General features: G+C 62.1%; 19 protein-coding genes. 7 read left to right on the plus strand and 12 right to left on the minus strand.

Annotated features, from left to right (window positions below; all coding sequences use genetic code 11):
* From AOA59_RS19235 to AOA59_RS19245, 3 genes are all read right to left on the minus strand, one after another.
* Positions 1 to 1,490 (minus strand): DUF6531 domain-containing protein (locus AOA59_RS19235; RefSeq protein WP_256593069.1); only part of this gene is annotated, 1,490 nt, incomplete at its 3' end.
* A 146-nt stretch (positions 1,491 to 1,636) separates the two neighbouring features.
* Complete coding sequence (locus AOA59_RS19240) at positions 1,637 to 4,720, minus strand: efflux RND transporter permease subunit (RefSeq protein ID WP_099488733.1); 3,084 nt, start codon at positions 4,718 to 4,720, stop codon at positions 1,637 to 1,639.
* A gap of 2 nt (positions 4,721 to 4,722) precedes the next feature.
* The gene (locus AOA59_RS19245) at positions 4,723 to 5,829 is read right to left on the minus strand and encodes an efflux RND transporter periplasmic adaptor subunit (protein ID WP_099488734.1); all 1,107 of its coding nucleotides are present in this window, start codon (positions 5,827 to 5,829) and stop codon (positions 4,723 to 4,725) included.
* A gap of 100 nt (positions 5,830 to 5,929) precedes the next feature.
* On the opposite strand from AOA59_RS19245, the gene AOA59_RS19250 reads away from it, so the two are divergent.
* The 3 genes from AOA59_RS19250 to AOA59_RS19260 all read left to right on the plus strand — a co-directional run bounded on the left by AOA59_RS19250 (position 5,930) and on the right by AOA59_RS19260 (position 9,982).
* A complete protein-coding gene (locus AOA59_RS19250) occupies positions 5,930 to 7,132 on the plus strand; it encodes a multidrug effflux MFS transporter (RefSeq protein WP_099488735.1) in 1,203 nt (400 codons plus the stop codon).
* A gap of 240 nt (positions 7,133 to 7,372) precedes the next feature.
* Complete coding sequence (locus tag AOA59_RS19255) at positions 7,373 to 8,239, plus strand: pirin family protein (RefSeq protein ID WP_065931518.1); 867 nt, start codon at positions 7,373 to 7,375, stop codon at positions 8,237 to 8,239.
* 297 nt (positions 8,240 to 8,536) lie between these two features.
* Positions 8,537 to 9,982, plus strand: coding sequence for a mechanosensitive ion channel domain-containing protein (locus AOA59_RS19260; RefSeq protein ID WP_099488736.1), 1,446 nt, complete (start codon positions 8,537 to 8,539; stop codon positions 9,980 to 9,982).
* A gap of 125 nt (positions 9,983 to 10,107) precedes the next feature.
* On the opposite strand, the gene AOA59_RS19265 is transcribed toward AOA59_RS19260, so the two are convergent.
* On the minus strand, positions 10,108 to 10,806 hold the full coding sequence (locus tag AOA59_RS19265; protein WP_099488737.1) for an SDR family oxidoreductase: 699 nt from the start codon (positions 10,804 to 10,806) through the stop codon (positions 10,108 to 10,110).
* A 107-nt stretch (positions 10,807 to 10,913) separates the two neighbouring features.
* Here AOA59_RS19265 and AOA59_RS19270 point away from each other — a divergent pair, with 107 nt between their 5' ends.
* Positions 10,914 to 11,348, plus strand: a complete 435-nt coding sequence (locus AOA59_RS19270; RefSeq protein WP_099488738.1) for a helix-turn-helix domain-containing protein — start codon at positions 10,914 to 10,916, stop codon at positions 11,346 to 11,348.
* Between the two features lie 336 nt (positions 11,349 to 11,684).
* Positions 11,685 to 12,272, plus strand: a complete 588-nt coding sequence (locus AOA59_RS19275) for a LysE family translocator (protein ID WP_099488739.1) — start codon at positions 11,685 to 11,687, stop codon at positions 12,270 to 12,272.
* Here AOA59_RS19275 and AOA59_RS19280 read toward each other — a convergent pair.
* The 3 genes from AOA59_RS19280 to AOA59_RS19290 form a co-directional block, all read right to left on the minus strand.
* Positions 12,214 to 13,107, minus strand: a complete 894-nt coding sequence (locus AOA59_RS19280) for an AraC family transcriptional regulator (protein WP_099488740.1) — start codon at positions 13,105 to 13,107, stop codon at positions 12,214 to 12,216. The two genes, AOA59_RS19275 and AOA59_RS19280, sit on opposite strands and share 59 nt — an antisense overlap.
* 61 nt (positions 13,108 to 13,168) lie before the next feature.
* Positions 13,169 to 13,588, minus strand: a complete 420-nt coding sequence (locus AOA59_RS19285; protein WP_065931523.1) for a GNAT family N-acetyltransferase — start codon at positions 13,586 to 13,588, stop codon at positions 13,169 to 13,171.
* A 13-nt stretch (positions 13,589 to 13,601) separates the two neighbouring features.
* Positions 13,602 to 14,168 carry a TetR/AcrR family transcriptional regulator gene (locus AOA59_RS19290; protein WP_099488741.1) on the minus strand — a complete coding sequence of 189 codons (567 nt, stop codon included), beginning with the start codon at positions 14,166 to 14,168 and terminating at the stop codon, positions 13,602 to 13,604.
* A gap of 101 nt (positions 14,169 to 14,269) precedes the next feature.
* Here AOA59_RS19290 and AOA59_RS19295 point away from each other — a divergent pair, with 101 nt between their 5' ends.
* Both AOA59_RS19295 and AOA59_RS19300 read left to right on the plus strand, forming a co-directional pair.
* Positions 14,270 to 15,709 (plus strand): amidase, encoded by a 1,440-nt coding sequence (locus AOA59_RS19295; protein WP_099488742.1) that lies wholly within the window; start codon positions 14,270 to 14,272, stop codon positions 15,707 to 15,709.
* A 204-nt stretch (positions 15,710 to 15,913) separates the two neighbouring features.
* The gene (locus AOA59_RS19300) at positions 15,914 to 16,924 is read left to right on the plus strand and encodes an NAD-dependent epimerase/dehydratase family protein (RefSeq protein WP_099488743.1); all 1,011 of its coding nucleotides are present in this window, start codon (positions 15,914 to 15,916) and stop codon (positions 16,922 to 16,924) included.
* Here AOA59_RS19300 and AOA59_RS19305 read toward each other — a convergent pair.
* The 5 genes from AOA59_RS19305 to AOA59_RS19325 all read right to left on the minus strand — a co-directional run bounded on the left by AOA59_RS19305 (position 16,812) and on the right by AOA59_RS19325 (position 20,753).
* A complete protein-coding gene (locus AOA59_RS19305) occupies positions 16,812 to 17,246 on the minus strand; it encodes a MerR family transcriptional regulator (RefSeq protein ID WP_099488744.1) in 435 nt (144 codons plus the stop codon). The two genes, AOA59_RS19300 and AOA59_RS19305, sit on opposite strands and share 113 nt — an antisense overlap.
* 57 nt (positions 17,247 to 17,303) lie before the next feature.
* The gene (locus tag AOA59_RS19310) at positions 17,304 to 17,801 is read right to left on the minus strand and encodes a GNAT family N-acetyltransferase (protein WP_099488745.1); all 498 of its coding nucleotides are present in this window, start codon (positions 17,799 to 17,801) and stop codon (positions 17,304 to 17,306) included.
* Between the two features lie 166 nt (positions 17,802 to 17,967).
* On the minus strand, positions 17,968 to 18,966 hold the full coding sequence (locus AOA59_RS19315; RefSeq protein ID WP_099488754.1) for an NADP-dependent oxidoreductase: 999 nt from the start codon (positions 18,964 to 18,966) through the stop codon (positions 17,968 to 17,970).
* Between the two features lie 46 nt (positions 18,967 to 19,012).
* A complete protein-coding gene (locus tag AOA59_RS19320; protein WP_099488746.1) occupies positions 19,013 to 19,882 on the minus strand; it encodes an alpha/beta fold hydrolase in 870 nt (289 codons plus the stop codon).
* An 82-nt stretch (positions 19,883 to 19,964) separates the two neighbouring features.
* On the minus strand, positions 19,965 to 20,753 hold the full coding sequence (locus AOA59_RS19325; protein WP_099488747.1) for an SDR family oxidoreductase: 789 nt from the start codon (positions 20,751 to 20,753) through the stop codon (positions 19,965 to 19,967).
* Positions 20,754 to 20,756 lie beyond the last annotated feature (3 nt).

Below are 20,756 nucleotides of genomic sequence, written 5' to 3' on the forward strand. Positions count from 1 at the left end.
ATCGCCGGTCGAGCAGCGGTAGGCAGTACAAACTCAGTGCGGCGATTTTCATGATCGGTCCACACCACCGACTCGCCGGAAACACAAAGCCTGTGCGCCAGCGAATGACTCCAGCCAAACCCCAACCCGCCATCCACTTCCACCGCACTGGTGCGATACAGCCGTGTCCACTCGAACGGCAAAATCCCATCCAACGTGCCATCAGTGAGGGTCAGCAATTCCTCGCCGGTGACCATCGAAACGGGGCAACCGTTGGTAACGGTTTTGTTCGCAGGGGCCGCCGCATCGCCATTGAGGTTCTTGCCCGAAGCCGGCACATCATCCACAGGTTCCTGGCGCACCAACGCGGTCTGCTGCGTCTTGCCGCGCACCGCCGGCACCGGGTTGGCAACCAACTGATCCCCAGCCTTCAGCGGCGCAACCGGCACGGTCTTGATCGGCGTCGCAGCACTGCCCAGCAAAATCGGCTTAGCCGCCTCGACATGCTCACCCAGGCGAGATTTACCGAATTGTCCGGCCAGTTGCTCCAACCACTGGCGCGCACGCCGAGACTTGATGCCGCCCAGCACCTGGGCGCTCATGCGTATCGCAATCCCCATACCGCCCGTGGCCAGGGCCAGCACCAGGTTAATCAGCACGTCGGCGCTGATCTCACCCAGCAACTCGTTCATGTAGGCAGGCGGCAACAACCGCATCCAACTGACCATGGCCGACAAGTAGATGAACAACAGCGGCTCATCGCTGAGCACCAACAGGCCTTTTTCAAGCGCCTCGGCGCTCACATTCAGCAGCTGTTCAAACTCGGCCTGGGACAGATAGCTCAGCAGCTTTTCAGCGTTGTCCAGCGGGTGTGCAAGCCACTCAAACAGCTGCTTGAGGCTGTCCCACAGTGAGTACAGCGCCTCGCCAAACCCTTTGGCGTAAGCCTGGTCCAGCATGAGGTAACGCTTGAGGACATTGGCCTCGGAGTAGTCCTGCCACAGTGGCGCAAATGTGCCGCTCCACTCGCTGCGCAGCCAACCTTCCAGCGGCGCGATCACCGACTGATAGGAGGCATACAACGCCTTGAAATGCGCAGGCGAAACGTCGGGGTAAAAGTTGACCCGGTACTGCTGGTTGCGATCACATTCGGTGATTTCGAGAATGCCGCTGGGGCCAATAGTTTTGCGGATCGGCTCGCCCAGTGGGCCGCCATTGGGGTCTACGCGTTGCAGCACCACCGGCGTATTGCCGATGGGCACAAAGCGCGCGCTCTGGAACATATGCACCAGGGTCAACGTGCCGTTGGCCTGGCAGGTGGCGACGGTACTGCTGGGAATGATCGAACGGTTGATCGGCGCCACCAGCGCCACTTCGTCACCGACCTTGAACACCTGCTCGACGTCCAGCGCTGAAAAGCTGAAAAAGCTTTCTGCCCAGGCATCGTAGGTATTGAGGCAGCGCCGGAAATCGCCAAGCACGGACTCGACGTCGCGCGTCTTCGAGTCCATGGCCGCCAGCACCAACAGGCCAATGGTCTGGCCGGTGGCGGCGATCAAAAGACAACCTTGTAAGTCGGAAAAACCATCTGCAATCCCTCGCACTGTGTGATCAGGCGAAGGACTTTGCAGAGATTTTCAGGACAACTCTGTAGAGCTTATCCGGTGGTTATGTGGGAAGTTTCAACGGCCTTCGTGCGCTCCCGGCCAATCACCAGGCTGCACAGCGCCGGCAGGAACAACAGCGTCAACACGGTGCCTACCAGCACCCCGCCAATCAGCACGTAGGCCAGGGACGACCAGAACACCGACAGCGTCAACGGAATAAACGCCAGCGCCGCCGCCAATGCGGTCAGGATCACCGGCCGCGCCCGGCGCACGGTGGCTTCGATAATCGCCTCGCGCACCGCCATGCCGTGGTCCTGGTTCTGGCGGATCTGGTCGGTAAAGATCAGCGTGTTGCGCATCAGAATGCCGCCGATGCCGATCAGGCCCAGAATCGCGTTGAACCCGAACGGCTGGTTGAACAGCAGCAAGGTCGGCACCGCGCCTATCAAGCCCAGCGGCGCCGTGGCGAAGACCATGAACATCACGCCGAACGAGCGCACCTGGAACATGATCACCGTGAGGGTCAGCAAAATCATGATCGGGAACAGTGCCGCCAGCGCCACGTTGGCCTTGGCGCTTTCTTCCACCGGGCCGCCGATCTCGATCTGGTAACCGGCGGGCAGCTTGGCGATCAAGGGTTGCAGGTCTTTGTACACGGCCATTTCCACGTCGGGCGGTTGCACGCCGTCGATGATGTCGGCGCGCACTTCCACGGTGCTTGCACGGTTGCGCCGTTTGAGGATCGGTTCTTTCATCACCGCCTGGAAGTGCCCGACCTGGGCCAGCGGCACCGAGGTGCCGGCGCTGTTGGTGAGGGTCATGTTGTTGAGGTTGCCGAGGTTCTCGCGCTGGTTGCCCTGGGCGCGCGCGACCACCGAGACGGTGCGGTTGCCTTCGCGCACTTCGGTGATCGGGTTGCCGCTGAGCAGGGCGTTGAGCTGGGATTTGACCTCATTGGGCGTGAAGCCCAGCAGGCGCAGGCGGTCTTGATCCAGCACCAGCCGATAGCCGCTGGTGCGCTCGCCCCAGTCGAGGAAAGCGTCCTTGGTCAGCGTGTTGGCCGCCACGACGCGGCGTACGTCCTCGGACACCCCGCGCAGCACATCCAGGTTCGGCCCGGACACACGAAACACCACCGGGAACGGCACCGGCGGGCCAAACAGCAATTGCGTGACGCGCACCCGCGCTGCCGGGAATTCACCGGCGGCAATGCGTTCACGCATGCGCAGTTTCAGCGCATCGCGGGCATGGGAGTCGGGGGTTTGTACGATCAGCTTGGCAAACGCCGGGTCGGGCAGCTCGGGGTTCAGCGACAGGAAAAAACGTGGCGCGCCGCCGCCTACATAGGTGTCGACCAGGCTGGTTTGCGGCTCTTGCAGCAAGGCTTTTTCCAGCTGCGCCGCCACCGCCTCGGTGCTTTTGAAGGCGCTGCCGGGCGGCATATACACCTCAAGGATCAGCTCGGAACGGTCGGAGTTGGGGAAAAACTGCTTCTTCACCACGCCCATGCCCAGCACGCACAGCACAAAGGCGCCGACCACCAGGCCAGTGACCAGCCAGCGTTGGCGCACGCAGGCTTGGACCAGGCTGCGCAGTTTCTGGTAATAACGGCCGGCGTAAATCGCGTCATGCCCGCCCGGCACCGGTTTGATCTGCGGCAGCAACTTTACGCCCAGGTACGGCGTGAACACCACGGCCACCAGCCAGGACGAGATCAGCGCAAAACCGACGATCCAGAAGATATTGCCGGCATATTCCCCGGCGCCTGAGCGCGCAAAACCTACCGGCAGAAAGCCGATGATGGTCACCAAGGTGCCGGTGAGCATCGGCGCCGCAGTGGAGCTCCAGGCAAACGTGGCGGCGTGAATCCGGTCAAACCCTTCTTCGAGTTTTACCACCATCATCTCGATGGCGATGATCGCGTCGTCCACCAGCAAACCCAGGGAAATAATCAGCGCGCCCAAGGTAATGCGGTCAAATTCACGCCCGGTGAGCAGCATGATCACAAACACCACTGACAAGGTCAGCGGCACCGCGGCAGCCACCACCAGCCCGACGCGAAAGCCCAGGGCCAACAGGCTGATCACCATCACCACGGCCAGGGCGACGAAGAACTTGAGCATGAATTCATTCACCGCCAGGCTGATGTTTTTCGCCTGGTCGGACACCTTGGCGAAGTTCACCCCCAGCGGCAGGTCCGCCTGGATTCTGGCTTCCTGGGCCTTGAGGCTTTTGTCCAGTTCCAGGCCGTTCCAGTGTTTCTCCATGATCACGCCAAGCATCAGCGCCGGGTCGCCCTGATGGCGGATGCGGTAGCTGGGCGGGTCTTCATAACCACGGCTCACGGTCGCCACATCGGCAATGCGCAGCACGCGGCCGTTGACTTCCAGCGGTACGTTTTCGATCAGCGCCAGGCTGTCGAAAGCGCCGTCGATGCGGATATAGGCACGCGCGCCTGCGGTTTCGACAAAGCCCGACGGCGCCACCGCGTTTTGCGCGGCGAGGGCGGCGAAGATCTGGTCGGGCTTGATGCCCAGCGTGGCCAAGCGCTCATAAGAGAACTCGACAAAGATCCGCTGGGCCTGTTCGCCGAGGATATTGACCTTCTTCACCCCCGGCAGGTTGAGCAAGCCCTGGCGCAGGTCTTCGGCCATCTGCACTTGCTGGCGATGGGGCAGGTGTTCGGCTTCCAGCGCATACAGGGCGAAATACACATCGGAATATTCATCGTTGAAGAACGGCCCGATCACGCCTTTGGGCAGTTTCGCCGCTTCGTCGCTGAGTTTTTTGCGGGTCTGGTAGAACAGGTCCTGGATCTCGCTGGGGCGCGTGGACTCTTTGTAGGTCATGCGCATCGACACGAAACCGGGCTGGGCGATGGTCTCGACGCGGTCGTAGTAGTCCAGTTCCTGCAGGCGTTTTTCCAGGCGGTCGGCGACTTGTTCCTGCATCTCCTGGGCGGTGGCGCCGGGCCAGGCGGCGGTGATGGTCATGACCTTGACGGTAAACGACGGGTCTTCGGCGCGCCCCAGCTTGCCGAACGAGAAGATCCCGGCGGCGAGGATCGCAATGATCAGAAACAGCGTGACGGCGCGGTGCTTTACCGCCAGTTCGGAGAGGTTGATGCCGCGCATGCTCAGTGGTCCTGTTTACGGTTGAGGGCCAGCACTTGGGCAGGCAGCAGGCGCACCGCGTCACCGCTGTGCAGCAAGTGCGCGCCGAGGGCGACGACGATCTGGCCGGGGGTTACGCCGCTATCGAGCAGCGCGTCTTCCTGGCCGAGGCTGGCGACGTTGACGGGGGCGAAGCTGACCTTGTTGTCCGCGCCGATCACCCACACGCCGGTGCCTTGCCCGGCATCCTGCAACGCGCCGATGGGCACGCGGGTTTGCTGGGCCTGGCCGTTGCCTTGCAGGCGCACGGTGATGGTCGAGCCGAGGGCAAAACGGTCGACGGCGCCATGCAGCACGTAGCGTGCGCGGTAGGTGCGGGTGGTGGGGTCGGCGCTGGCCGACAGCTCGCGCAGCGTGGCTGTCACGGCCTGGTCCTGTGCGCCGAACGGGAAGGCCAGGGCTTTTTGCGCGGCCTGGTCACGCTGGTTTTCCGGCAGGTTGACGATGGCTTCGCGGGCGCCGTCATGGGCCAGGCGCGCCACGACCTGGCCTTCGGCGACCACTTGGCCGCGATCCACGCGCACATCGGTGATGATGCCGTCGCCGTCGGCCTTGAGCACCGAGTAGGTGCGGCGGTTTTCGATCTGGCTGGCATCCGATTGCGCCGCGGCCAGTTCGGCTTCGGCCACGCGCAGGTTGGTCGCCGACTGGTCGAAGATCTGCCGCGACACAGCGCCGGTACTGGCCAGGCGCTGGTAGCGGTTCTCGTCATCACGGCGCTGGCGCAATTGCGCCTGGGCAGCGTTGACGCGGTTTTTGGCCGAACGCAGGGCCAGTTCGAAGTCGCCGATGTCCAGCACCAGCAAGGTGTCACCACGGGCGACGTGCTGGCCGGGGTCGACCTTGCGTTCGATGACTTTGCCGCTGACCCGGAAGCCCAAATCGCTTTCGGTGCGCGCCGCGACCACGCCGGTGTAGGCGCTTTGCTGGGTGCCGGCGGCTTCTACCTTGGCGGCCAGAACGGGGCGCGGCAACGGCACTTCGGCGGCGGTGTCGGCCTTGCTGTTGCAGCCGCCGAGGACGATCAATAAAGCCAGGGGCGTGAGAAGACGCAGGGGAAGAGGGTGCATGACGGGCTCCAGGGGTGGCCAGTGGATAAAAAATTATGGACATAATTTTTGCTCATATTATGGTCGAAATATAAATTAATCCAGCCCCCGGATATTCCTTATGTCGAACGCCCCGGCCCCCTCGCGAAGCCTGTTGTTTTTACTGGTGGCGCTCACCGCACTCGGTGAAGTCTCGACCCAATTGCTCATTCCCGGCCTGGGCGCTATCGAGCAGGCACTGGCGGCGCCGGCGGGTTCGGCGTTGCTGGCGTTGTCGGCATTTGTCGCCGCCTTTGGCCTTGGGCAGTTGCTGTTCGGGCCACTGTCGGACCGCATCGGCCGCCGCCCCGTGCTGCTCGGCGGGTTGGCGCTGTATGTGCTGGCGACCCTGTCGATGCTGCTGGTCAGCGACATTCAACAGTTCATTGCCGCCCGCGTGCTGCAAGGCCTGGGCGCCTGCGCCGCGTTGGTGTTGGCGCGCACGGTGGTGCGCGATGTGTGGAAGGCTGAAGCGGGGCCGGCGCTGGCGTTGACCATGATCGGCATGCTCTACGCCATCGTCGTGGCGCCGATGATCGGCGGGTTGTTGATCAAGCTGCTGGGCTGGCAGGCGCCGATCCTGCTGGCACTGGTGATCGGCAGCGTGGTGCTGGTGTTGGCGTTGCTGTTCTTTCGCGAGAGCAACCACTTTTTGGACCCCAAGGCCGGGCATTGGCGCACCCTTGGCGGGCAATACCTGGATTTGCTCAAGGGCCGCCAGTATCGGGCGTACGCGGTGGCGTTGGCCTGCACCTATGGTGCGATGTTCGCGGTGATTGCGGGTTCATCGGCGGTATTTATCAACCTGCTGGGGTTCAGCAGCCTGGAGTACGGGCTTAATTTTGGCCTGATCGTGTCGATGCTGATCGTGGGTTCTACCTACACCCGGCGCAATATCCTGCGCCTGGGGCCGCAACGCATTGTGTCGATAGGCGTGACGCTGGTAGCCATCGGCGGGATTCTGGCGGGGGGGGTTTACGAGCTGTTCGGCCTGTCGGCGCTGGGCCTGGATATTCCGGTGGCATTGGTCACCCTCGGCGGCGGCCTGGTGTTGCCGGGCTCGGTGACGGGCGGGGTGATGCCCAACGCCCATCGTGCGGGGCTGGCCGCAGGGTTGATGGGCTTTTCGCAGATGTTTGGCGCAACGTGCAGTGGGCTGTTGCTGAGCCATTTGCGTGATGGCAGTGCCACGCCGATGATCATGATCCAGGCAAGCTTTGCGGTTTCGGCGTTTGTGGCGTTCCAGCTGTTGCGCCAGCGCCGGGCGGTGCTCGCAGCGGCGTAGCCTTGCTTTTATGTGGGAGCTGGCTTGTCGGGTCGCCGCATCGCTGCGATAGCATCACCGCGTTTTTACTGAATGACCGAGGTGTCTGTATCGCAGGCAAGCCACATTTGAACCGTGGTTGAATCAGGCCATGTCGTTCTCCAGATAGAACGCTACGTGCTGTTTTTGCCGTCTAGCGCTGTAAAGGTAGCGGATTTAAGCTGTGTTCATGCACTGCTTTCACGCCTTTGGAGACACACCATGAAAAACATCATCGGTATCTACACCAGCCCTCGCGGCCATTGGGTAGGCGACGGCTTTCCGGTTCGCACGCTGTTTTCCTACGACACCATGGGCAAACACATCAGCCCATTCCTGTTGCTGGACCACGCCGGGCCGGCCGATTTCACCCCGACTCAAGCCCGTCGTGGCGTCGGCCAGCATCCGCATCGCGGCTTTGAAACTGTGACCATTGTCTATAAAGGCGAAGTCGAGCACCGCGATTCCACCGGCGCCGGCGGCACTATCGGCCCAGGCGATGTGCAATGGATGACCGCGGCCAAAGGCATCCTGCATGAGGAGTTCCACTCCGAGGCGTTTGCCCAAAAGGGCGGCGCGCTGGAAATGGTGCAGTTGTGGGTCAACCTGCCGGCCAAGGACAAAATGACCGACGCCGGTTACCAGACCATCCTCGACGGCGATATCCCGGCGCTGCCCCTGGCCGATGACGCCGGCAGCCTGCGCCTGATTGCCGGCGAGTTTGCCGGTGCAAAAGGCCCGGCCCGCACCTTCACGCCGATCGACGTGTGGGATGTGCGCCTCAACGCTGGCAAGGCCGTGACCCTCGACCTGCACGCCGGGCGCAATACCGCGCTGGTGGTGCTCAAAGGTACGGTACAGGTCAATGGCCAGGAACTGGTGCGCGAAGGGCAACTGGCGTTGTTCGAACGCGACGGCGATCAACTCGCCCTGGAGTCCAACAACGACGCGATGTTCCTGTTGCTCAGTGGCGAGCCTATCGACGAGCCCATCGTCGGCCACGGCCCGTTCGTGATGAACACCGAGCAAGAGATTCACCAGGCCTTTGCCGACTTCCAGTCCGGCCAGTTCGGTCAGATGCACCCCTGATTTACCCCGGGCTATCGCAACCTGTTTAACGGCTATAACGCTTTGACTGGCGCCCAGTAAGCGCGAGACCCAAGGGTTGCCACATACCCCTGTGTGAGCGGGCTCTGTGTGGGAGCTGGCTTGCCTGCGATGCAGACACCTCGGTATGACTGATAAACCGAGGTGATGCCATCGCAGGCAAGCCAGCGCCCACACAAAACCAGCGCCCACACAAAGCCCACACACATTTTGCGCTGCGCTATACCCGCTATCTTCAATTCATGCGATCTTCTCGCCATACACCCTGGAGTCGCCTGGATGCCCTCATTTATCGCTGAACACCCGATGCTGTGCGCCGTGGCGCTGATCTTTATCGACATCGCCGTGTGGCGGCTTATTTCCGCCAACCTCGCCAACTGGAAACTGGCGGCGCGCCTGGCGATCTTTGCGGTGTTCAGTGCCGTGCTGTTCAACGACGGCATGAACCCCATGCAGATGGCGCCCTATGGCGACAACACCGCGTTGCACCTGGCGGCCACGGCATTGCAGATCGGCTGGTGGCTGTTTGCCGCGCGGACCCTCACGGTATTGCTGGGCACCGTGATGATGAACCGGGTCGGGCACGGCGGGCGCTTGCTGCAAGACCTGCTGGGCGCGGTGATCTTTTTGATCGCGATCATCGCCGCCATGGCCTATGTGCTCGACCTGCCGGTCAAGGGCGTGCTCGCCACCTCCGGCGCAGTGGCGATCATCGTCGGCCTGGCGCTGCAAAGCACTTTGAGCGACGTGTTTTCCGGAATCGTGCTCAACACCACCAAGCCGTATCAGGTGGATGACTGGATCTCCATTGACGGCACCGAAGGGCGCGTCACCGACATCGACTGGCGCGCCACACGCCTGCAAACCTCCCAGGGCAGCATGGCGGTGATCCCCAACTCCCTGGCGGCCAAGGCCAAGATCATCAACTTCTCACGCCCGGCGGACATGTTCGGCCTGGCGGTCAGCCTGCAAGTCAGCCCGCATGCGCGGCCGCAAACCGTGATCGAAGCGCTGGAGCGTGCGATGCAAGGTTGCCGGCCTTTGCTGGCCAAACCCGCGCCCAGCGTGGCGTTCAAGGCTTCGGCCAGTGGCGGCGTGGAATACGAGATCAGCGGGTTCGTGCCGGCCATGGGCCAAAAGCGTGAAGTGCGTAACCAGCTTTACGACCTGGCATTCCGTCACCTGCAAGCGGCGGGCGTGGGTGTGCTGTCGGCCACTGAAAGCAGCGCGCCACCAGTGATGTCGTCTGCACGGGCGTTGCTGGAGCGGTCGTCGATTTTCTCCACGCTGCGCCAGGAAGAAAAAGACACCTTCAGCCAGAACATGACCCTGCACACCTACCGCGCCGGCGAGATGATCCTGCCGGCGGGGGAGGTCAGCGACCATTTGTTTATCGTCGAATCCGGCGTGGTTTCGGTGATGCTGATCAAGGGCGGCCACACGTTCGAAGCCGGGCGCATGGGGCCGGGCGAAGTGATTGGCGAGTCGGGGGTTTTGTCCGATCAAGCGGCGTTGGCGGACTTTACCGCCAAGACCTTCTGCACGCTGTATCGCATCGAAAATGAGTACCTCAAACCCTGCCTGGACGCGCGCCACGACATCAGCGAAGCGATGAAAGCGCTGCTGGATTTCCGCCTGCACGCCGCGCAAGTCCTGACCCAGGACGCGCCGGTGGTGCCGGTCAAGAAAGGCTTTTTGCAATGGCTGCGTAACCGCGGGTTGTGAGGCCGTAACGCCATATCGTCGGGATGTAAAGCGATCTAAATGTGGGAGCGGGCTTGCTCCCACATTCAGACTGAGTTGTTTCAGTTGAAAAGGGCGCACCGGGTTCGGCGCGCACTGCTGCTTGCTCAATGACTCAAATACACCGGGCTGTCGGTGGACAGCGAAGCTTTTACCGCGTGGGTCATGTCGGTGATCAGCGCTTCTTCGCGGTCTTCACTCAATGCCTTCAAGGTAATGGCCACCACTTCCTGCGGCGTGCTTTTCGGCGCCTGCACATCCGCCACCATGTCGGTGTCGATGTAGGCCGGGTGCACGCCGATCACCAAGGTGTTCTGCTCGCGCAACTCACCGCGCAGGCCATTGGTAAGGCCCCACTGCGCCGACTTGGAGGTGCTGTAGCCGCCGGAGCCTGGCGGGCTCAGCCAGCTCAGTACCGAGAGGATATTGATCAGCGCGCCGCCACCTTGTTTGGCCAGGATCGGCGCAAACGCGCGGCTCAGGCGCAGGGTGCCGAAGGTGTTCACCTCAAAGTGCTGCTGCAGGTTTTCGACACTGTCTTCGGCCAGCAACGAGCCGTACTTGAGCCAGCCCGCGTTGTTGATCAACACACTCACATCGCCACACTGCTCGGCGGCGCGCTGCACGCTGGCCGGGTCGGTAATGTCCAGGGCAATCGGCGTGCTGCCGGGGATATCCACACTGGCCGGGTCACGTGCACCGGCATACACCTTGGCCGCACCCGCTGCCAGCAGCGCGGTGACAAACGCTTTACCCAGGCCACGATTGGCACCGGTAACCAACACCACTTTTCCACGAATATCCATGATGCACTCCAGGTGACGAATTAGGTTTAATAATGAAACCGTTTTTATGTTGGGCTTGTTGGTCCTATAATGCAACCTAATATTTCTGATTGCCCGGAGGCCCGACGATGAAACGCAAATGCCTGGAAGGCGACTGTTGCCCGGTCGCCCGCGCGCTCGACGTGGTGGGGGATTGGTGGACGCTGTTGATCATCCGCGACGCCTACGCAGGGGTGACGCGCTTTGGTGACTTCCAAAAACACCTGGGCGTGGCGAAAAACATCCTCGCCACGCGCCTCAAGGACATGGTCGAACAAGGCCTGCTGCACACCAGCGAAGTGGGGGCGCGCAGCGAATATCAACTCACCGACAAAGGCCGCGCGCTGATGCCGGTGCTGGTAACCCTGGCGCAATGGGGCGAAACCTTCACGCAGCCGGCCGATGGCGCCACCCACTTGCTGGATGCGCGCTTGCTCAAGCCGCTGCGCAAGGTCGAGATCGTGTCCGAGGATGGCCGGGTGCTGGGCCTGGGAGACATCATCACGCAGGTGCCAGCGGCATAACGACTGGGCAATTGTGGCGAGCAGGCTGTTGTGGCAAACGGGCTTGTTATGGAAAACAGGCTTGTTGTGGCGAGCAGGCTTGCCCTGCGTTGGGTGGCGAAGCCGCCCCAATCCAGGCGGTGCGGTGAGTCAGGCAGAAAAAGCTGGGGCTGCTTCGCAGCCCAACGCAGGGCAAGCCTGCTCGCCACAACCGGCCTGCTCGCCATAACAACATGGCGACCTGAAACGCTCTCAGGCAAAGCCTCCAAGGCGTCAGGGGCATTTTCTTCAATACCACCGCCGTTCAGCCCTTTACCGTGAAGCCATCGTCACTCGGCATCACCAAAAGGAACTGCAATGAGCTTGATCCTCTCCATGGCCGCCTTCGCTTTGGCCACGTCTATCACCCCCGGCCCGGTCAATGTGGTGGCGCTCAGCTCCGGCGCGCGCTTTGGCTTTGCCGCCAGCCAGAAACACGTAGTCGGCGCCGCCGTCGGTTTTACCTTGCTGCTGGTGCTGATCGGCCTGGGCCTGCATGAAGTGTTGGTGCGCTGGCCGATCCTCACCCAGTTGATCCAGTGGGGCGGGGTCGCCTTTTTGCTGTACATGGCCTGGAAACTCGCGGTTGACGATGGCCGACTCGACGCCGAAGGCACCGCCACCGCGCCGTCGATGCTCTACGGCGCGATCATGCAATGGCTCAACCCCAAGGCCTGGCTGGCCTGCGTGGCGGGCATGGGCTTGTTCGTGGCCGATGGCGATGCGCGCCAAGTGTGGCTGTTCGCGGGGTTGTACCTGGTGATCTGCTACCTGTCGGTGGCGTGCTGGGCCTACGCCGGAACCTTCTTGCGGCGCTACCTGAGTAACCCGCAAGGTGTGCGCCTGTTCAACCGCTCAATGGCCGCGTTGCTGGTGGCCAGTGTGGGTTATTTGCTGATGGCTTGAGCAAGTCGCGGTATTGCCCCGGCGTGGCGGCAAAATGCAGTTTGAAGGTGCGCTGAAAATGCGCCTGGTCGGCAAACCCGGCGGCCAGCGCCACATCGGCGATCAGCTCGCCATTGCGCAATTGCGTGCGGGCAAACTGAATGCGCCGGTTCACCAGAAACGCATGGGGCGTGAGCCCGTAATACTGTTTGAACGCGCGGATCAGGTACGACGGCGACAGCTCGGCCGCCAGGCAAATATCCTCCAGCTTCAACGCCTCGGTGCAGTGCGCGCGGATGTACTCGGCGGCGCGCTCCAGCTTGTGGTTGACCTCACGCAGCGGCGCCAACGACGGGTTCAGGCGCTGCTGAACTTCGGTGAAATAACTCACCAGCGCACTCTCTTTTTGCAGCAGTTCGGCCTGCTCATCCAGCAAAATCCCGTACAGCTCGAGCAAGCCGTTGTACAACAGCGGGTCGCGGGTGTGCGGGGTCGTGAAAGCCCGATAACCCTGATCTGTGCTGAAACCCAGCTGGTATTGCAGGTCTGTCAGCCACGGTGTGTCGAGGTAAATCATGTGATACGACCAATGCTGGTCGTGGATCGGGTTGCACGCGTGCACATCACCGGGGTTCATCAACACCACCGTGCCGGCGCTGATCTCGAAGGTCTGCACGCCATAGTGGTAATAACTGCGCCCACGGGTGATGGCGCCGATGGAAAAATGCTCGTGGGCGTGCCGGGTGTAAGTGACCTTGCGCCCGTCGGCGATGGTGCGCGCCTCGATAAACGGCAAGCGCTCATCACGCCAGAAGCGCGGCGCGTGTGCGGGGTGAGAGGGTGTGTTCAGCGACATGGCGGTGGCTCCATCCCTTGAGGCGAGTTGCGATCATTGCACAGACCGCCGGGGGCGTCAGCTAAAGCTGCTTGGACAAAAACACCCGGCTGCTGCCTTCGGGCTGGCAGGGTATTTCACCAAACCGCACCCACCCCTGTTTCTCGTAAAAACCCGGTGCCTGGAAGCTGATGGTGTACAGCACCGCATTCCGGCAACCTCGGCGCCGTGCTTCGTTTTCGAAGGCCTGCAGCAATTGGCTACCCAGACCTGAGCCGCGCAGCGAGTCGGGCAAGTGAAACAGGTCGAGGAAGGCCATGCCCAGGGTGGTTTTGCCCGTGATGCCACCCAGGATCTGCTGGGTGTCCGGGTCTTTGAGCAACACCATCAACGGCCGACGATCATTGCCGCCAGTAACGGCCTCATTGAACGCGGCAAGGCCATCGCCCAGCAGGCGCTCGGCCTCTGGGTTGGGTTGGTCGCTGATTTCAATCATGCTCATGCGTTCGCGCTCCTCAAAGCCGCTGGCGCACCATGTGCATCAGCCGTTCACCCACCTGATCAAACCCTTTGTTCTGCGCCACTACCTGCGCGCCTTCCATCAACAGTGACAGCTCCTGCGCCAATGCCTGCGGCGCTTGCGCGCCCAATTGCTCACACAACGCGGCCACCCGCGCAAACTGGCGTTGCTTGTGCGCCTCGATCAATTGGCGTGCCGGGTGATCCGGCTCAGGGATCTCGGCCAGGCTGTTGGTAAACGGGCAGCCGCGATAACCGGCGCGTTGCAGGTCATCCACGATAAACCCGGTAAAGCCCAGCAACTGCTCACGGGGCGCGTCGGGGTATTGCTGCGCCAGGCTGTCGAGCACCTCGCTGTAGCTTTCGGTCAGGCGTTGCAGCCATTCCAGCACCAGCGCGTCTTTGTTTTCGAAATGCCGGTACACCGTCATCTTGGTCGAGGCGGCCAGTGCGGCAATCGCATCCACGCTCACGCGGGTGATGCCCTGCTGCGCAAACAGGCTTTGCGCGGCCTCGACAATACGCTCCCGGGGCGGCAGTTGAGGGGCTTGTTGCACACGCATGCAGAATCTCCGCTTGACAGCGATACCCATGAGTATCGCATGATACTAATCGGTATCGTGCGATACCGAAGAGTATCCATCATACCCGTTTGGAGCCACCCATGTACCTGTCCGAATACGCTGCCCAGGACGCCACCGGCCTGGCGCGCCTGATTCACGCCAAAGCCGTCAGCGCCGATGAAGTGCGCCGCGCCGCACTGCACGCCATGGCCACCCTCAACCCGCAGATTAATGCCCTGGTGGACACCTGGGACGACGAACCACCCGCAGCACCCGGCGCCTTTCATGGCGTGCCGATGTTGCTCAAGGACGTGGGCATCAGCGCCGCCGGGCGCCGCAACGAACTGGGCAGCGCCCTGGCCCTGGGCTGCACCGCCGAGGCAGACTCCGAACTGATGACACGCTTTCGCCGCGCCGGCCTGTTGCCGCTGGGCCGCACCACCACGCCGGAATTCGCCACCAGCACCACCACCGAAAGCCGCCTGTGCGGCCCCACGCGCAACCCCTGGCACCTGCAACGCAGCGCCGGCGGCTCCAGCGGTGGTTCCGCCGCCGCCGTGGCCGCCGGGATGGTGCCGGTGGCCCACGCCACTGACGGCGGCGGCTCGATCCGCGTACCGGCGTCACTCTGCGGCCTGTTCGGCCTCAAACCCAGCCGCGGCCGCGTGCCCATGGGGCCGGACGTTGATGAAGTGTGGAGCGGCCTGGCCGTACACGGCGTGTTGACCCGCTCGGTGCGCGACAGTGCGGCCCTGCTGGACGCCATCCACGGCGCCGCACCAGGCGATCCGTTCCAGATTGCGCCACCGCAGCACAGTTTTGCGGGGCTTTCCCAACGTGAACCCAAAGCCCTGCGCATCGCCCTGCAAACCCGCCCGCTCAATGGCCAGGCGCTGCACCCGGCGGTGCAACAGACCCTGCAGAACACGGCGCGGCAGTTGCAAGCACTCGGCCATCACATCGAAGAAATCCAGCCGGATATCGGCTTGAGCTGGGACGCCTTCGTCGAACTCAACGCGCGCTTCTGGTCCACCAACACCGCCGCCTGGATCGATGCCATCGCCGCCGCTACCGGGCGCGAGGCCAGCGCCCAGTACCTGGAACCCGCGACCCTGAGCTTGTATGCATTGGGCAAATTGCTGCACGCCACCGACCTGCTCGGCGCCCTGTGGGAGCGCAACCTCGTCGCCCGCCGCATGGGGCAATTGTTCCAACGCTACGACGTGCTGCTGTCACCCACACTGCCTGGGCTGGCGCCCGAACTCGGCGACTACAACCAAGGCCAGGAACAGCTCGACGGCCGAGGCTGGATGCAACGGGTGTTTGCCCATTCGCCCTTCACCGCACTGGCCAATGTGACCGGCAGCCCGGCGATGTCCGTGCCCTTGGGCATGCACGATGGGATGCCGATCGGCATGCAGTTTATGGGCGCGTTTGGTTGTGAAGGGTTGTTGCTGGGGTTGGGGGCGCAATTGGAGCAGGCGTCGCCCTGGACGGCTCGACGGCCGAAGGTGTGGGCCGGCGAAATACCCATCAATTAAGGGCCGACACCACCCCCCGTGGCGAGCAGGCTTATTGTGACGAGCAGGCTTGCCACAACAAGCGCTCGCCACAAAAATCCGGTTCGCCACAGATCGTTTTGTACCACCCATTCTGCTGAGCCTTGACTCTGCCCCAAGGGGCAGACGCCATGCTGTTTTCGCGCCACACCCCTCAGGTTTCCAAACGAAAAAGGACGTTAATGCATGCTGTGTCTGGTAACCGGTGCCAATGGGCATCTTGGCAATACCCTGGTCAGAACGCTGCTCAAACAGGGCCACCGCGTGCGTGCAGGCGTGCGCGATATTCACAACCGCGCGCCGTTTGTGGGACTGGATTGCGAAGTGGTGTACGCCGAATTGCTCGATGAGCCAGCCATGCTCAAAGCACTGGACGGTGTGGAGGTGTTGTTTCAAGTCGCCGCCGTGTTCAAACATTGGGCCAAAAACCCTGAGCAGGAAATCGTCCAACCCAATGTGCAAGGCACGCGCGCGGTATTGCAGGCCGCCAGCCGTGCCGGGGTCAAGCGCGTGGTGTATGTGAGCTCAGTGGCCGCCGTCGGCCACGACGGCAGCGCGCTGGATGAGTCCACATGGAGCGCGGAGCTGGCAAACCCTTACTACCGCTCAAAACTGCTGTCCGAACGCATGGCTTGGCAAACCGCCAACGCGCTGGGGCTTTGGATGGTCTCGGTATTACCCTCGGCAATGGTCGGCCCGAACGCCGCACGCCTGACCGACACCATGGGATTCGTGCAATCAGTCAAAGACCGCAAGCTGGCACTTGACCCCGGTTTTCATTTCAACTTCGTGGACGTGCGCGACGTGGCCACAGGGCTGCTGCTCGCCGCGCAAAAAGGTCGCCCAGGCCAGCGCTACATCTTGGCCAACGAGCATCCATCCTCCCTGGCCGACCTGCACGCTATTCTGGGTTACCGCCAACCCCCACGCGCGCCCCGATGGCTATTGATGGGCGTTGCCTGGATGCAAGAGCGCTGGGCGCAACTCAGCGGCAAACCGGCCCAGTTGCTGGTCAGCCAAGTGCGACTGTTCCACAACGTGCGTCAGCACTACAGCATCGCCAAGGCCAAGGCAGAACTGGGCTTCAGCCCGAGGCCACCGCAACAGGCGTTGCGTGAAGCATTTGCCTATCTGGACAGGCGCCAGGTTCAGCCGTATGAACCTGTTCACCGAACATCTCGTTCATCTGCGACTTAAGCCCCGCCAAGTGCACGTCCAAGGCCTGCAACGCGCAGATGCTGGCCTGCACCTCCAACCGCTTGGCATCCACGGCCTCGTTGGCCAACCCCAGCGGAAAGGCCTTCAACGCCTGCTTGGCCGCCAGCAACGGCGCCATTTGCGCCAGCTTGAAACCCGCCACCTGCGCCTTGCGGATCAAGTGCACCATCTGCACATGGTGCGCGTTATACACCCGATACCGCCCGCTGCGCTGGGGCGGGTTGATCAGGCCCATCTGCTCATACAGCCGGATGGCTTTTGGCGTACAGCCCGTCAGATGGGCGAGGCGACCGATAAACATGCAGGTAATCCTTTTCCTGAGGTATTGAATGGCGTCATTGCCGAGGCAGTTGCAGCGTCAGGCTTGCAACCTCATCACCATCTCATGCCACGCCATCCCGCCATGTTCCGACGGCGACGGCTGCACATAGCCGTAACCCATGCGCGTGTACAACGGCACATGCTGCTCCTTGCACATCAAATGAATCGTCTGCTTGCCCATGGCTCGCATGCGCTGCACAAACTCAGTCATCAACAGCCGGGAATACCCCTTGCCTTGCTGCGCCGGGTCAACCACCACCGACATGATGACGACATTCGGCGCCTCGGCCGCATGGCCCACCAACTCCTTGAACGCCTCATCCGACATCACCACCTGATGGGCGCAGCCACCATTGATAAACCCCACCACCGCGCCATCCGCCTCCAAAATCAAAAAGCCCTCGGGGTACTGCGCAATACGCGTGGCGATCTTCTCCAGCGTCGCGGCTTCGTCGCCTTCGTAGGCGCTGGTTTCGATTTCAAAGCAACGCGCGGCGTCGGCGGGCAGGGCGTTGCGGAAGGTGAGGTCGGGCATCGGCGTTTCCTGAGGCATTGAGCGAAAGGCCACATCATAGCGGCGCGCCCAACCCCTCGCCATCTCACGCTCAACCCGCTGACAAACACACCTCAAACGGTGGGAGCTCTCGAGCCCCAGCGAGGCAGCGAAGGCGGCGGCACAGTCGGTATTGATAGGCGGGTAGTCATTTGATCGTAACGACGACCTTACCTTTGGCTCGTCCCTGTTCGACGTATTCAAGAGCCTCTGCCGTTGATTCAAAGGAAAACGTTCGATCAATCACCGGATTGATGATGCCCGCCTCAACCAGTGCGCTGATTTGTTGCAATTGGGTACCGTTGGCGCGCATGAACACGAACGTGTACGTGATGCCCTGCTTGCGTGCCCTGCGCCGAATGCCGAGGCTCAGCAGACGCATAACCTGCTGCAATGGCCAGGATAACCCTTGCTCCTGTGCGAACAGCGCAGTGGGCGGCCCTGAGATGGAAATCAGTTGGCCGCCGGGTTTGAGGACCTTCAGTGACTTGTCCAACACATCGGTGCCGAGGCTGTTCAACACCACGTCGTAGCCGTGTAAGACATTTTCGAAATTCTGCTTTTTGTAGTCGATGACCACGTCAGCCCCCAGCGCCTTGACCCATTCGACATTCGCGGTGCTGGTGGTTGTGGCGACAAAGGCACCCAGGTGTTTGGCAAGCTGGATGGCAATGGTGCCGACGCCGCCGGAGCCTGCGTGAATCAACACCTTCTGGCCTTTTTGTAGCCGGGCGGTGTCGACCAGCACTTGCCATGCAGTCAGTGCCACCAAGGGCAGGGACGCGGCTTGCGCCATGCTGGTATTGGCTGGTTTCAGGGCGATCGCGTTCTCGTCCACGGCAATCCTTTCGGCGAACGTGCCGATCCGTGTTTGCGGCGGGCGAGCGTACACTTCGTCACCTGGTTTGAAGCGTGTCACATGCGAGCCGACCGTCACCACTACCCCCGCCAGGTCGTTGCCCAGAATCAGCGGAAACGAGTAGGCCAGGATCAGCTTGAACTCGCCTGTGCTGATCTTCGAGTCCAGCACGTTGACACTGCTGGCATGGACCTCGATCAAGACGTCGTGGGCACCCACTTCAGGGGCTGACGCTTCGCCGAGGCGTCCGGGTTGCTTGCCGTAGCGATCAATAAGGAATGCTTTCATCGAGGTGCGGCTCTTGTCGGTTGCAGGGAGGGTAGCCGGTGCGTGGTCAGGCATCGAGGAACGCCTGCGCCTTGGCCACAAAATCAACGTGGTGCTGGAAAATCCCGCCGTGACCGGCATCCTGATAAATCACCAGCTCTGCGTTGGGGATACGCTTGGCCAGTTCAAACGAATTGATGCTGGGCACCATGATATCGGTGTCGCCGTTGACGACCAGCACGGGTGCCTGCAAGCGTTCGAGGTCTTGCGGCGGCTGCTTGCCCCACGCAGTGATCGCTTTCAACTGGCGCAGGAAAGCACGGGGCGTCGGGCCTTGGTCACGATTGTTCTTGCGGGCTTGCAGGCGCTGCAAATACTGCGCGGCAGTTCTACGGCCGTTGGCCGTAGAAGTGAAGAACAGGTAGAACTTCGGATCGCGCAGGGTCAGCAGGCCTTTGAGAATCAATGGCCACGACACCGCGCCAACTTTGCCGATACCGCTGCCGCCGGCCGGCCCGGTGCCGGACAGAATCAACCGCCGCACCCGATCAGGCGCCTTCAGAGCGATGTCCTGAGCGACGAAGCCGCCGAGGGAGAATCCAAGCACATCAACGGTTTCCAGCCCCAGCGCACGGATCAACTGAATGGCATCGTCGGCCATCTCGCCAACGGTCAGTGGCGCGGTTCCACCCGAGCCGCCGATGCCACGATAGTCAGTGGTAATGACGCGTCGGGTTTGCGCCAGGCCATCGATGATTGCGGGATCGAAGTTATCGAGCACCGCGCCCCAATGGTTGAACATTACAAGGGGCACACCAGTAGTGGGGCCAATATCGCGGTAGGCGAATGGAATACCGTTGACCGTGATCGATTGGTTCGCCGCGTTGATGAACGACGTTGGCGAACCCGACGGGGGATTTGTCTGGGCTGAATTCATTACCACTCCCGATTTCTGGACGGATTCGATGCAGCGCCTTGCACTTGCATCGAATCCGCCCCAAATGCTCGCTACCTGAAGATCACTCTGGAGTCTGGTAACGCTGAGCCACCGCGGACTGACGGATTTGCCCGATCAGGCCCAGTCGTGCGCCCTGCAGGGCATCCCAACGCTCCGCTTCGTGCAGCGGCGGAATGGTCACGGGTTCGCGACGATCGAAGCCGACGAGAGCGGCATCCACCAGATCGCCCACTTCCATGATTTCACTCAGGGTGTTGATGTCGACGCCGGAGCGATCCCATATTTCCGTACGCGTGGCGGCCGGCAGCACGGCCTGCACGTAGACGCCTTGAGGCGACAGTTCCAGGCTCAAACCCTGGGACAGGAAAAGCACAAAGGCCTTGGTCGCACCGTAGACCGTCATACCGAATTCCGGTGCGAGGCCTACAACCGAGCCGATGTTGATGATCGAACCTTCACCGGCCTTGGCCAGGCGTGGAGCGATGGCGCTGGCGAGCCGAACCAGCGCCGTGGTGTTGAGGGCGACCAGTTGCGCCACTTTATCGGTGCTTTGCTCGACGAAATGACCGGACAGTGCAGCGCCGGCGTTATTGACGAGGATCCCGATGTGGGCGTCGTCGCGCAGACGGTTTTCAACCTTGCTCAGGTCGCCGGGTTGAGTCAGGTCCGCCGGGAACACCTCGACGGTGACGTTGTGTTCGCTGCGCAAGCGCGCGGCCAGTGCATCCAGGCGCGCCTGATCGCGGGCAACCACCACCAGATCGTGGCCGCGTTGTGCAAAGCGTTCGGCGTAGACGGCGCCAATCCCGGTGGAGGCGCCAGTGATCAAAACAGTGGGGCGAGTGCTCATGGG

The sequence above is a fragment of the Pseudomonas sp. 2822-15 genome, from assembly GCF_002742515.1.
GTDB classification, from domain to species: Bacteria; Pseudomonadota; Gammaproteobacteria; order Pseudomonadales; family Pseudomonadaceae; genus Aquipseudomonas; species Aquipseudomonas salomonii.